This is a genomic window from Phormidium yuhuli AB48 (assembly GCF_023983615.1).
In the GTDB taxonomy this organism is placed as follows: domain Bacteria; phylum Cyanobacteriota; class Cyanobacteriia; order Cyanobacteriales; family Geitlerinemataceae; genus Sodalinema; species Sodalinema yuhuli.
This window is the reverse complement of record NZ_CP098611.1, coordinates 1,720,475-1,732,548: the sequence shown is the minus strand read 5'-3', so window position 1 is coordinate 1,732,548 and position 12,074 is coordinate 1,720,475. Positions and strand designations below refer to the sequence as shown.

Here is a 12,074-nt window from a genome sequence, read left to right as displayed (position 1 = left end):
GCAATTAGGGGTAACTTCCGCTTTTGCCTCTTGCCTCTTCCCCCTCTTCTTCCTCTATGTCCTCTATGTCCTCTGTGCCTCTGTGGTGACCCTCTTGCCTTCTTCCCCATGCTTGGTTTTTTAAATCTCAACAAACCCCTCGGCTGGACATCTCATGATTGTGTTGCTAAGGTTCGGGGGCTCCTGAAAACAAAAAAAGTGGGTCATGGAGGAACTCTTGATCCCAAAGCCAGCGGCGTGTTACCTCTAGCTGTTGGACGAGCCACGCGCCTGTTGCAATATCTCCCAGATGGTAAGGCCTACGAAGCCACGGTACGTTTTGGCCTGTCGACCACCACGGATGACTTGGACGGAGAGGTCATTACTCAACAGGCAGTTCCCCAATTATCTCTAGCTCAGATTGAAGCGGTGCTCCCCCAATTTTTAGGTCGAATTGAACAAATTCCGCCTCAATATAGTGCCATTCATGTGGGCGGAAAACGACTATATGATTTAGCACGAGCTGGGGTGATGGTTGAGGTTCCGTCGCGAGAGGTGGAGGTGATGGGAATTGAGGTGTTGGGTTGGCAGCCGGGAGAGTTCCCCGAGGTTCGCCTGGGGATTCGCTGTGGTGGGGGAACCTATATTCGGGCGATCGCCCGTGATTTGGGGGCAGTTCTTGGGACTGGGGCGACGTTAGCTCAGCTGGAACGCACCGAGAGTAGTGGGTTCTATTTGGCGGATGGTATTGGTTTAGAAGACTTAATCGCGCGGGTGGAACGTCAGGAGGAGGTGGCGGGGCTATTATATTCCCCTGAGGTGGCGATCGCCCATTTACCTCACGTTAGGCTACCGCAGCATCTGGCACAGCGATGGTGTCTGGGACAACGGTTTGAGTTAGAACCGGAACAGTCGGCTTTGGACGCGGATGCCTTGGCGGTGTTTCGAGAGGATGGCCAATTTTTAGGAATTGGAACCTGGAAAGTTACGAAATCAAAGATGGATACAACGCCAAAGTTTGCCCCAAAGTTGGTCTTTTTCCATCCCTAAGGTTGGCGACTCGGCTAACACTGGCTAGTATGAAAACTCAAGATGTAACGACCTTTGGTAGCTTAACGGTTTTTTGGGTTCTGGTGACCCTAATCACGTTTACGGTCTTCCAGTTAATTGGTATCCCCGCTGGCAATTTTATGGACTGGCTCGTGGGGGCTGTCAGTTTTTGGTGGTTGATGGTGATTACAACGATTCCCTGGAATGTCCATTTTAAGGCGAAACAGGTGGTGGCGGAGGCCAGGGAGTCTCAGGAGAAAGGAATTACAGTGGATGGGGAGCAGGTGCGTTATGTGAGCTTGATTGTGCGGCGATCGCGTACCCTGGCGATCGCCCTCCATGGCTTATCGGGGTTAGCTCTCTATGGACTAGCGATCGCAGGAGTGAGCCGTATCGGCTATATTGGTTCAGTGGCCGCGTTGTTGTTGACGGGGTTACGACCGGCTATTTCTTTTTATCAATATCTGGCCAGCCGTCTGCAAACGATTGATGAAGCTGTAAGATACCCTCGTGAGGATGTATTCAGTTTGCGCGATCGCGTTTGCACCCTGGAGCAGACTGTACAAACGCTCTCAGCTCAAGTTGATCCTGAACAACCGAATTCTCTGATGGCGGCTCAACACCGACAACTTGAGGGCTTACGTCAAGATCTGACTCGTTTGATGAGTTCTCACCGCAGTTTAGAAGCTCAAAATACCTCTGAGCATGAACGTCTGGCTCGGGAGGCCCAGGGGGCGATCGCCAAACTCAATGCGGATGCGGAGTTTCTCGATCGCGCCCGCGAGTTAATCCGCTTTTTCAAGGAGGCTTAAGCCCGGCCTACCACAAGGGTGCGCCCCTACGTCTTTTCTGTTGCCTATTGCCTTCTTCCCCCTGTTCCCTGTTCCCTGTTCCCTGTTCCCTGTTCCCTGTTCCCTATTCCCTGTTCCCTGTTCCCTGTTCCCTATTCCCTATTCCCTGTTCCCTGTTCCCTATTCCCCTATGACTGAAAAACTTGACGACACTCGCAGAATTTTACGCGGTTTTACCGGGTCCTTCACCTCGGCTACGATTTCGCTGTTGCTTTATCGCTTAACCGTCTCCATTGTGCAAACATTTGCGGAAAAGCCTCTCGCAACCGATAACCAAACCGCCCTCAATATCGCGGCAGCGGTTCGTACCCTGGTTATGGGGTTAAGTACGTTGGCGACCTTTGTATTTGGCTTTGCGGCACTGGGGCTGTTTTTGTTGTCTCTGCAAATGCTAGGGCGGAAACTTTTAGCAGGAGATAAGGAATCTGTAGAGAGTTGAGGGTTTGGAGCTAGCTCAGGAAGGGCAGCAGAGCCGCCCCGGGGGCGTTCCCTGGCAGAGCCAAGGAACGAGAGGGGGCGTGATGGGGACGTGATGGGGAGATTCACTCAAGGAGTGACTGAAGTCCCCAAACTTTGAGGCGGTTGTCAAACGCACCACTGACGAAGGATTGACCATCAGCGGTGAAGTCAAAACTCACCCAACCTTGATGAGATGGAATCTCACGGACGCTACCGCTATCCCCGTACCAGAGGGACATATCCCCGTGGACATCACCAATCAGCAACAGATACTCTGAGCCAAGGCTGGAGGGGACGCGGTGGGGACTGAAGGCTAGGGAGACGATGGCGTTGCGGTGTAGGGTATTTTGGCGGTGGCGGCGGCCGCTGCGGACATTCACTAACTCGACTGTTCCATCTTTACTCCCCGTGGCTAGGGTTTCACCATCAGGGCTGATGGCAACAGACCAAATTTCTGACGTGCCAGAGACGAGGGTTTGTAAATAGTCACCGGTTTGCCAATCCCATAAATTCACCTTCCCATCGGCCCCCGCTGTTACAAGAAAGCGGTTATTTGGACTAAAGGCGAGACTACGAACTTCGCCGCGATGGGCTTCAAGAATCCGTAAAGGGGTGGAGTTGCGATCGCGCAGAGACTGGTTAGACGTATGAGTCATATCCCAGATTTTGACACGACCATCACGGCCAGCAGTGGCTAGGACATCCCCCCCGGGACTAAATTGCAGATGATGTACGTCGTCGTAATGCCCATCCCAAGTTGCCAAAAGATTACCCTGGGGCATCTCCCAAATTTTAATCGCGTTATCGTCACCCGTGGTAGCTAAAAGCTGACCGTTGGGGCTAACGGCAATACTGAAGACGGCTTGGGGATGAGCTGAAAATTCACTGGGACGATGGCGGTGCGGGTGGCGGATTTCAATCTTGCCATTGCCTCGCCCTGTGATAATTGAGCCATCTTGACTGACGGCGATCGTCCAGATAGATTCTTTGCCTTGGCTCAAGGTTTGCACCATCGGCAAATGGTTATCTTTACGAGGAATGACTTTATCTAGGGAGGGGGTCATCCCATCAGCCTGATATTCCAGTTGCGGGGAACGTTGTCCCCAAACTTGTAGGAGGGTGAGGACAAAGGAGGCGGCGAGTAAGCCGGATAGGGGACGCAACACCAACAGGGCCTCCCAGTTGATGGGTAAGTCAAAACGATTTAGGTCATTGAGGGCGGCTTCGGCATTGGAGTAACGATGGTTGAGGTCAGGGTGCAAAAGCTGGTTGAGAACCCGTGTCAGTTGGGGGGTGATGGGGAAACGGGTGCGATCGCGCCATTGCCAGGTCCCCTGATGGTCATCGTAGAGGTCGAAGGGAGATTGTCCGGTCAGAAGATGGACGCAGGTTGCCCCGAGGCTGTAGAGGTCACTACTGGGGAGGGGATGTCCTTGAATTTGCTCGGGAGCGGCATATTCAGCGGAACCACTGAGGGCTTCGGCTTCCAGTCCCTTGGGGCTGGCGGTACAGTGGAGGGCGCTGAGATCTACAAGAATCCAGCGGCCCTCCTGCTGGATCAGGTTTTGGGGTTTGATGTCTCGGTGTAGGAGTTGGCGATCGTGGAGGTCTCGCAGGGTGGGTAGGATTTGATTGAGCAGTTGGCGAATTTGGGCTTCCGTCCAAGTGCCTTGAAGTTGTAGCTGTTCGGCGGCAGTTTTGCCATGGATGTACTCATCCACGAGATACTGAATGTCGTTATCTTCAAAGACCGCTTCTAGGCTCGGTAGGTGAGGATGATGCCCTAATTGCTCCCAACGCATTAGGACTGGATGGGGGAGAGGGAGTTCTCCGCGCTGGCGATCGCGCGATCGCACCACACAAAACGTCTGAGAGGGAGTGTCTTCGTCCAGAGCCAAAACCGTCCGTCCATCATGGCTTAGAGGTTTTAAGACTCGGTAGCGTCCTTTTATGGGCAAACTTGAGAACCCCCCATCCTGCTGGGGAGTTAGAGCAGACTGGGGGCGTGGGGAAACGTTTTCGCTCATGGTTACAAAGGGGCTAACGGTGTGAGGACCCAAAAATCCTCCCTTCAGGGTAACGCTTTCTCTGAGGATCACAGAGGGACGGTTTCCGGAGTGGCGTGGACCAAGGACTCCTATCCCTTAGAGTTTTCCCGATTTTAGGGGGTTAGACTGGAGGGAATAGATTACGAAATGTTAAAGATTGCTTCAGAACATTGACCAGTGTTTCTCAGTAGAACTACTCATATCCGGAAAATTGACACGTTTTAAAGCCAAATTTTGGTTTTTGTACAGTATTGCTTGAGATAACAAATTATTGACTTCTGTAACATTCGTCACAGTTGAGGTAGACGGTATGGGAGCTGGCTTTTAACCTGATAGGGGTTAGCTCACAGAGGATTAACCCAAGTCAACATCGAAACAACCGGGTCGAGCTAGACCGAAGTGGGTCTGTTGCTCGGACAGGACAGGTGTTAATTGGGTGCGTTTTCTCAAGTTATGTAAAGTTTGCTGAGGTCATCTCCGTTACATTTGGGGAAGAAATCTCAGACGTATCCCGAGGGAGACGGCTCTGGTTTCCCCCCCAATCCAGTCGGGTCACTCGTCGCTAGACCAAGTCTCACAGCGATTATGGCCGGTCTGCTTGGCAGTGGGGTAACCCAGATTCTGAACCTCAGGGCTAAGTCATCTGGAGTTTCAGGGGTCTTTAAAATCTTTACAAAACGTAACTCACAAATGCTCTGTGGCGGTGTATAAATTTATCGGAAGGGCATGAGTGATTCGACAGAAGTTGAGTTTCAGCGATTTTCGCGCTCTCTCATCTAAGACAGCAACTTTCTCAGTTTTGTCGGCTGTCGGGTTCTCGCCCAGGCTACCGTCTAGTAGCCAAACCGTTAAAATATCTCGTTTGAACTAGACCAGCCCATCTCAAGTTAAGTAGGAGATTAATTCATGTTCGACGCATTCACTAAAGTCGTCTCTCAAGCTGACGCTCGTGGCGAGTACCTCTCTGCCTCCCAGCTCGATGCTCTACAACAAATGGTTGCAGACAGCAACAAACGCATGGATGCTGTTAACCGCATCACCGGCAATGCGTCCACCATCGTGGCTAACGCAGCTCGCGCTCTGTTCGCTGAGCAGCCCCAACTGATCGCCCCGGGTGGTAACGCTTACACCAGCCGTCGTATGGCTGCTTGCCTGCGTGACATGGAAATCATCCTGCGTTATGTCACCTACGCCATCTTCTCTGGCGATGCTAGCGTCCTCGACGATCGCTGCTTGAACGGTCTGCGTGAAACCTACGTTGCTCTGGGAACCCCCGGTGCTTCCGTTGCCGTCGGCGTTCAAAAAATGAAAGAAGCGGCTCTGCAAATCGCAGGCGATCCGTCTGGAATCACCCCCGGAGATTGCAGCAGCCTCATGTCTGAAATCGGCACCTACTTTGATCGCGCTGCCGCTGCTGTTGCGTAATTAGCAACCCTTGCAGTCTGCCAGTCAGACGTGATCGATGCCCCATATCGATTCCAACTTTCAAAATTAATTTGAAACTGTAACACAGGAGATTATTCAACAATGAAAACCCCGTTAACCGAAGCCGTCGCCGCAGCTGATTCTCAAGGTCGTTTCCTGAGCAGCACCGAAATCCAAACCGCGTTTGGTCGTTTCCGTCAGGCTAACGCCAGCCTGCAAGCTGCTCGTCAACTGACCGACAAATCTCAGTCTCTCGTGGATGGCGCTGCTCAAGCGGTCTACAACAAGTTCCCCTACACCACCCAAATGCAGGGACCGAACTACGCATCTACCGCTGAAGGTAAAGCCAAATGCGCGCGTGACATCGGTTACTATCTCCGCATGGTCACCTACTGCCTCGTGGCTGGTGGAACTGGTCCTATGGACGAGTACCTCGTTGCAGGTATTGACGAAATCAACCGTACCTTTGAGCTGTCTCCCAGCTGGTATGTTGAAGCTTTGAAATACATCAAAGCCAACCACGGTCTTTCCGGCGACTCCGCTGTTGAAGCCAACTCCTACCTCGACTACGCGATTAACGCTCTGAGCTAGATCGCCCTTCTAGCCCGGAACGGTAAGCAGCTACAGAGCATCGATCTATGCTTGAAGTTGTTTTCTGTTCCGGGCTGTTTTTATATCCGTCGTTAAAAAATTGGAGGTATAGACTTTGGCTATTACTACCGCTGCAACCCGCCTAGGCACCTCGGCCTACGATGACATCAACCGAGTTGAACTGCGCCCCAACTGGACGGAAGACGACGCTCAGATTGCCATCCGTGCCGTCTACCGTCAGCTTTTGGGGAACGATTACGTCATGGCATCAGAACGCCTGACGAGTGCTGAATCGCTGTTGTGCGATGGCAGCATCACCCTGCGCGAGTTCGTTCGCTGCGTGGCTAAGTCTGAATTGTATAAGACAAAGTTCTTTTACAACAACTTTCAGACTCGCTTTACCGAGTTGAACTACAAACATCTGCTCGGACGCGCACCCTATGACGAGAGCGAAGTAATCTTCCACCTGGACTTGTACCAAAACGAAGGCTACGACGCAGATATTGATTCCTACGTCGATTCCGTTGAGTACGTCGAGAACTTCGGCGACAACATTGTCCCCTATTATCGGGGCTTCAGCACCCAACGGGGTCAAAAAACCGTCGGTTTCACCCGGATGTTCCAGTTGTATCGCGGCTACGCCAACAGCGATCGCGCTCAACTGCGGGGTTCGGAATCTCGTCTGGCCCAAGAACTCGGACGCAACAGCTCTTCAGCGGTTGTGGGCCCCTCCAACTGTAACGAAGGTTGGGCCTATCGTCCCTCGAAAGCTGGGGTGGCGCCGTCACGGACTTATGGCTTGTCCGCCACCGGTGACGCCGACACGCGGATGTACCGCATCGAAGTGACGAAACTCTTGGGACGTAACTATCCCAATAACCTACGTCGTGGTGGAACCCCCACTGTACGCCGTAGCAGCCGTTCCTTCTTTGTTCCCTACAATCGCCTTTCCCAAACCTTGCAACGCATCCAGCGTGAAGGTGGAAAAGTCGCGAGTATTGAACCTGCCAACTAGGATAGGTTGAGGTCCGTTCGAGGAGTCGTAACAGCGGCTTCTCGGGGACTCGCGAATCAGTTGGAGGGGTGAGGGTGGTTTCTAGCCGCCACAACCTCTCCAACCCCTACGGATTAGACATCGCAATAGAGAGGAGTTGACATCCAACCATGATGGGTTCTACAGCACTCAACAGTAGCACTCCTTCGGGGAGTCGTATGTTCCGCTACGAGGTTCGTGGCCTGCGCCAATCTCCCGGAACCGATAAGAATGATTATCCCATTCGTAGCAGTGACAGCATTTTCATGACGGTTCCCTACAACCGCATGAATGAAGAGATGCGACGGATTACCCGAATGGGGGGTGAAATTGTCAGCATTGAGCCGGTGACATTTGACCCCAACGGCAGTTCTGCGGAAGAATCAGGATCCGACGAGTAAGTACATTTCCTGTCTCATGCAGCCGTCAGAAACGCCCGTTGCGATCGCCGCCGAGTCTTGGACGACGGAACAGGCGATCGCGAATTTACAACAAACCGACGACCCCAGCACTCGCTATTATGCAGCGTGGTGGCTGGGGCGTTTTCGTGTCCGTGATGATCGGGGTCGAGAGGCTCTGATTGAGGCCCTCAGCGACACCATTGACCGTTCCCCCGGGGGGGGCTATCCCCTGCGTCGTAACGCCGCCAAAGCTTTAGGAAAACTCGGGGATAGACGAGCGGTTCCTGCCCTGATTGAAAGTTTGACCTGTAGCGATTACTATGTTCGCGAGTCCGCCGCTCAAGCCTTAGAGGCCCTAGGAGATGCTCGGGCCATCCCCGGATTACTGGCTCTTCTAGAGGGTGGGGTCGAGGCAGCGGTTCGCGTCCCGGGAAAACCGCACCTGGTACAGCCCTACGATGCGATTCTAGAGGCGTTGGGGGCGTTGAAAGCGACTGACGCCATTGAGCCGGTGCGTCCTTTCTTAGAGCATGATGTGCCTCGGGTTTGCTTTGCGGCGGCCCGGGCCCTGTATCAGTTAACGGGGGAGGAGCAGTATGGCGATCGCCTCATCGCCGCTCTCGGGGCCCCAGAATTACAACTACGGCGGGCGGCCCTCATGGATGTCGGGGCGATCGGCTATCTCAAAGCCGTCACCCCCGTTGCCGAAACCTTAGCCGAAAATAGCCTCAAACTGATTGCCCTCAAAGGGATTCTCGAACATCACCTGGCCCAAATCGATGACCTAGACGAGGCCGCCATCGATATCATGACCCAAATGGATAACCTGTTATAGCGACGAATTCTGTTTCGATGACTCTCGACTCTCTCCTTGCTGACGTTGACCGCGCTGATTCGGCGGTCAGTCTGCTGATGGCCGTGCGATCGCTCGCCCAAACCAGTAATCCCCAAGCGGTCCCCAAACTCATTGAAGTCTTAGGCTTCAACAATCCTGGGGCCGCCGTGGCCGCTGTTCAAGGGTTAGTAACCATCGGGGAACCCGCCGTCGAACCGCTCCTCAAGCATCTCGACGGCTATAACTATGGGGCCCGAGCCTGGGCCATCCGTTCCTTGGCAGAAATTGGCGACCCTCGCGCCCTAGATGTCCTGTTAACTGCCGCTGGAGACTTTGCCCTCAGCGTCCGTCGCGCCGCCGCCCGAGGGTTAGGTCGTATCCAGTGGCAGACTCTGGATGCGAGCCAACAGGCGGCTGGCCAACGTCGCGTATTGACGCGATTACTCGAAACCACTGCCGATCCTGAATGGGTGGTTCGTTATGCTGCCATTGTCGGCTTAGAAGCCTTAGGGAAGAGTTTAGGGGAGACAGCGGTCCGGCAAGAAATTGAGCCCTGTTTGCAACGACTCCATCACGAGGATGAGGAAGCCGCCATCCGAGGGCGATCGCAGTTAGCCCAACAGCGATTAACTGGGGGCTAACCGCCAAGGGGTCAGACAATGCGCTCGATATTACGGAACGCCATGACAATCAAACTATCCTCTTCCTCCAAGTGGTCAAAATGACTGGGTTTAGGATTGAGGAGGATTGTCCCATCTCCCCGTTTAACCCCCAAGAGTAAGATAGGATTATTCGGATGCTTGGCACTGTAATCACTAATCCAGGTCCCCAACTCAGGAAAGCGTTTCCCCAGTAACTCCGACGGATAATTCCCCGGCTGAATAAAATAAAACTCATTGGAGTCATCAGAATAGGTCAAAAGTTGCTGATAGACCACCGACATATTGCGGAAAATGGCACTTTGGGCAATAATTCCCGAACTATAGTCTCGGGCCGAGACCACCTCATCGACTCCGGCCTCTTGCAGATGGCGGCGGCGATCGAGGTTCACCAGTTCCGCAATCACATGAATGTCCTTCTGTTTGCCAGGAGTTTCTTCTAAATGCTTCACCGCCAAAGCAATGAGAGCATTTTTTTCATCGGGCCCTGAACTCTCGTCGTCAGCCAGTAAAATGATGGCCTTGGCTTGGAAAGCTTGTAAATCCTCCAGGGTGACATGATGAGTGGGATCGGCTTGAATGAAGTGAACATTCTCGAAATGATGAAAATCTCGAGCAGCGAAGACTTCCGAGGCAGAGACCACCACAATGTCTAGGGGTTCCCCATGATTCGACTCTAGTAATTGTTGAATAATACTGGATGCCTTGCCATTCCAATTGCAGATAATAATGTGCTTTTTGAATTTTTTCATTTTTTGTTGGTTCCAGAGAGCGTGAGTCACAAATAAAGAGGAAATTTTTCCGATGATTGTGCCAAAAAGTAAGGTTCCAAAAACCAATAAAAAAAGTTGAATAATTCGACCTAACAGAGTTTTGGGTTTATCGGGATATTCCCCCATGAGGGTAATAACGACATTTTCCAGAACATCCCAGAACTCTTCAGCGGACTCAGTGCTTCCCTCACTCCAGGCTAGAAGTAGCACCGCCCCTAGTAATAGGACGATGGTGCCGAGAATGCCCAAGATTAACGTTAGGCGATTATTATTGAGTTTGACCATCAGCACCCCCGAGGTTTGTTTAATTGAGACTTTCAGCGATCGCTTGTTCTAACTCTCCTTTCGAGAGACTGGTGAGAACAAAGACTTCCTGAACCGTTTTTCCCGCACGGGCGATCGCCTTATAACCTCCCCGAATAGGAACTGAAACTCGCAGTTTCAACTTAGGGATGTGGCCACGGGAACGGGAGATGACCCCAGGGGTAATGGTACGAATTCCCTGGAAGGAGACCAACCGTTCCAACACAGGAATCAACCCATCCACATGAGTTGAATGATTCAAAACTAGACGGCCACTATCATTCGAAGCCATGAGAGCATTGTCTCCTTTCATCAAAAAAAATGTGAATAATCAACAGACAAAAACCCCGACTCTAAGACTAGACATCGGGGTTCTGGAGTAGCTACTCCGAGGCCGGAGGCTGAGAATCCTTAACCTTTTTCGGGCGCGGGGTTGGGCGATTTCCCTTAGACTCGGGCCCAAATTTACGGCGGCCAGGGCGACGATTTGGCGACGACTTCGAGTTCGTCTTGCGTTTCGGGGGCATCACCCCCATATTCTCCCCGCTCAAAATCACTAAGTCCTGGCCCTGACGCTCCACATCAAACGACCAAAAGTGTCGTAGAACGCGGCCCGTCGCCGTTCCCGTCAAAGCCAGTTTAAAGAATTTTGGAGGTTGTCCCGCCTTCCGAGGGCCTTGACGAATTTTCACAATCACACGATGCTCTTCTTCTGAATGAAATACCACCTCACCGCGTACGGAAAAATAGCCTTCATGGACCTCGTCCGAGGACAGGGGAGGAAGAGCGGCGTCTGACTCATCTTGACTAAGGTTTTCCGGTTCCCAGACCCCAACAATTTGTAAATGGAGATTGCCATCTCGCTGGCCGGTTCTGGGATAAACCACCCAAAGATGGTCTTGTTCCAGGTCAATGTGGTTTTTCACCAGACTCATCACCCGCCCCAATAACACCGCTTCAACGGCCACATCGTCGGCCGTTTGCAGGACGCCCTGGGTGATTTGTTCTTGCGAGGGCATATAGCGGCCACGAACTACACCGATGGCGCGATATTGCCGGGGTTCACTGGGGGGAGGAATGGGAACAGGACGTTGGGGAGTTTCAGGCTCAGGGTCCACCGAGGCCTCGGCGGTTGGGGGGTCCGGTTTGTCCTCAGGGGGTGGGGGTGGAACAGGGGGTTTTGGACGTAATAAGGCATCAGGACCAACGAGATTGATCGAATCAGCGGTGGACCCTTTCGGATTGGGATTGGGAGGATGGAGTGGGGACTGCATCGTGTCATTAAAATCGGAATTTGAACGAGAAGAGGAACTCATAAACCCTCCTAATAGCGGAGATACATCCGTCAACAATGCCGCCAGTCGAGATTAAGATTAAACCGACCCTTGGCGGGATGGAACAGGGGCCCAGTAGAGGCTAAAACATCTTCGCCCAGGCAAACAGCCGTTCGTCAGGACAAACAACCATTCGCCCCTACGGAACCTTGTGGTGAACTAGGGGCAGCGGTGAGCATCACTGATGTAACTAGTTGCTTCTGGGTCTGAGACCTCTTGTGTCAGAGTCATTTCTGAGAGGAATTGACCCGAAGCACGAGTTAGATCAACTATCTCACATTCCACCTTAAGAATAGGTTTCAGAGCTGTCGGCCACAAATCGGGAATCTCCAG

At 52.6% G+C, this 12,074-nt stretch carries 13 protein-coding genes; 9 read left to right on the top strand and 4 right to left on the bottom strand.

Going from position 1 to position 12,074, the window contains the following annotated elements; genetic code table 11:
- Positions 1 to 108 precede the first annotated feature (108 nt).
- From truB to NEA10_RS07485, 3 genes are all read left to right on the top strand, one after another.
- A complete protein-coding gene (gene truB / locus NEA10_RS07495) occupies positions 109 to 1,029 on the top strand; it encodes a tRNA pseudouridine(55) synthase TruB (protein ID WP_252664704.1) in 921 nt (306 codons plus the stop codon).
- 29 nt (positions 1,030 to 1,058) lie between these two features.
- On the top strand, positions 1,059 to 1,841 hold the full coding sequence (locus NEA10_RS07490) for a hypothetical protein (protein WP_252664703.1): 783 nt from the start codon (positions 1,059 to 1,061) through the stop codon (positions 1,839 to 1,841).
- Between the two features lie 169 nt (positions 1,842 to 2,010).
- A complete protein-coding gene (locus tag NEA10_RS07485; protein WP_252664702.1) occupies positions 2,011 to 2,319 on the top strand; it encodes a DUF3082 domain-containing protein in 309 nt (102 codons plus the stop codon).
- Between the two features lie 103 nt (positions 2,320 to 2,422).
- Here the strand turns inward: NEA10_RS07485 and NEA10_RS07480 are convergent, their stop codons facing one another.
- On the bottom strand, positions 2,423 to 4,366 hold the full coding sequence (locus tag NEA10_RS07480; RefSeq protein WP_252664701.1) for a serine/threonine-protein kinase: 1,944 nt from the start codon (positions 4,364 to 4,366) through the stop codon (positions 2,423 to 2,425).
- Between the two features lie 927 nt (positions 4,367 to 5,293).
- Between NEA10_RS07480 and cpcB the strand changes: the two genes are divergently transcribed.
- The 6 genes from cpcB (at position 5,294) to cpcF (ending at position 9,313) form a co-directional block, all read left to right on the top strand.
- Complete coding sequence (gene cpcB / locus NEA10_RS07475) at positions 5,294 to 5,812, top strand: C-phycocyanin subunit beta (protein ID WP_252664700.1); 519 nt, start codon at positions 5,294 to 5,296, stop codon at positions 5,810 to 5,812.
- Between the two features lie 102 nt (positions 5,813 to 5,914).
- Positions 5,915 to 6,403: a C-phycocyanin subunit alpha gene (gene cpcA, locus NEA10_RS07470; RefSeq protein ID WP_252664699.1), complete on the top strand. Its 489-nt coding sequence runs from the start codon at positions 5,915 to 5,917 to the stop codon at positions 6,401 to 6,403.
- A 115-nt stretch (positions 6,404 to 6,518) separates the two neighbouring features.
- On the top strand, positions 6,519 to 7,418 hold the full coding sequence (locus NEA10_RS07465) for a phycobilisome linker polypeptide (RefSeq protein ID WP_252664698.1): 900 nt from the start codon (positions 6,519 to 6,521) through the stop codon (positions 7,416 to 7,418).
- Positions 7,419 to 7,567: 149 nt separating this feature from the next.
- Positions 7,568 to 7,837: a rod-capping linker protein CpcD gene (cpcD, locus tag NEA10_RS07460; protein WP_252664697.1), complete on the top strand. Its 270-nt coding sequence runs from the start codon at positions 7,568 to 7,570 to the stop codon at positions 7,835 to 7,837.
- A 16-nt stretch (positions 7,838 to 7,853) separates the two neighbouring features.
- Complete coding sequence (gene cpcE, locus NEA10_RS07455) at positions 7,854 to 8,672, top strand: C-phycocyanin alpha-cysteine-84 phycocyanobilin lyase subunit CpcE (protein WP_252664696.1); 819 nt, start codon at positions 7,854 to 7,856, stop codon at positions 8,670 to 8,672.
- 17 nt (positions 8,673 to 8,689) lie between these two features.
- Positions 8,690 to 9,313: a C-phycocyanin alpha-cysteine-84 phycocyanobilin lyase subunit CpcF gene (gene cpcF, locus NEA10_RS07450; RefSeq protein ID WP_252664695.1), complete on the top strand. Its 624-nt coding sequence runs from the start codon at positions 8,690 to 8,692 to the stop codon at positions 9,311 to 9,313.
- Positions 9,314 to 9,324: 11 nt separating this feature from the next.
- Here the strand turns inward: cpcF and NEA10_RS07445 are convergent, their stop codons facing one another.
- From NEA10_RS07445 to patR, 3 genes are all read right to left on the bottom strand, one after another.
- Positions 9,325 to 10,389: a potassium channel family protein gene (locus NEA10_RS07445; protein ID WP_252664694.1), complete on the bottom strand. Its 1,065-nt coding sequence runs from the start codon at positions 10,387 to 10,389 to the stop codon at positions 9,325 to 9,327.
- Positions 10,390 to 10,408: 19 nt separating this feature from the next.
- Positions 10,409 to 10,699, bottom strand: a complete 291-nt coding sequence (locus NEA10_RS07440) for a DUF2103 domain-containing protein (RefSeq protein ID WP_252664693.1) — start codon at positions 10,697 to 10,699, stop codon at positions 10,409 to 10,411.
- Positions 10,700 to 10,790: 91 nt separating this feature from the next.
- Positions 10,791 to 11,723, bottom strand: a complete 933-nt coding sequence (gene patR / locus NEA10_RS07435) for a heterocyst master regulator PatR (RefSeq protein WP_252664692.1) — start codon at positions 11,721 to 11,723, stop codon at positions 10,791 to 10,793.
- Between the last annotated feature and the right edge of the window lie 351 nt (positions 11,724 to 12,074).

Coding starts and splice junctions, on each gene's coding strand:
- patR (WP_252664692.1), bottom strand. CDS start 11,723: ATGAGTTCCTCTTCTCGTTCAAATTCCGATTTTAATGACACGATGCAG.
- truB (WP_252664704.1), top strand. CDS start 109: ATGCTTGGTTTTTTAAATCTCAACAAACCCCTCGGCTGGACATCTCAT.
- cpcD (WP_252664697.1), top strand. CDS start 7,568: ATGATGGGTTCTACAGCACTCAACAGTAGCACTCCTTCGGGGAGTCGT.
- cpcB (WP_252664700.1), top strand. CDS start 5,294: ATGTTCGACGCATTCACTAAAGTCGTCTCTCAAGCTGACGCTCGTGGC.
- NEA10_RS07445 (WP_252664694.1), bottom strand. CDS start 10,389: ATGGTCAAACTCAATAATAATCGCCTAACGTTAATCTTGGGCATTCTC.
- NEA10_RS07480 (WP_252664701.1), bottom strand. CDS start 4,366: ATGAGCGAAAACGTTTCCCCACGCCCCCAGTCTGCTCTAACTCCCCAG.
- NEA10_RS07485 (WP_252664702.1), top strand. CDS start 2,011: ATGACTGAAAAACTTGACGACACTCGCAGAATTTTACGCGGTTTTACC.
- cpcA (WP_252664699.1), top strand. CDS start 5,915: ATGAAAACCCCGTTAACCGAAGCCGTCGCCGCAGCTGATTCTCAAGGT.
- NEA10_RS07490 (WP_252664703.1), top strand. CDS start 1,059: ATGAAAACTCAAGATGTAACGACCTTTGGTAGCTTAACGGTTTTTTGG.
- NEA10_RS07440 (WP_252664693.1), bottom strand. CDS start 10,699: ATGGCTTCGAATGATAGTGGCCGTCTAGTTTTGAATCATTCAACTCAT.
- cpcF (WP_252664695.1), top strand. CDS start 8,690: ATGACTCTCGACTCTCTCCTTGCTGACGTTGACCGCGCTGATTCGGCG.
- cpcE (WP_252664696.1), top strand. CDS start 7,854: ATGCAGCCGTCAGAAACGCCCGTTGCGATCGCCGCCGAGTCTTGGACG.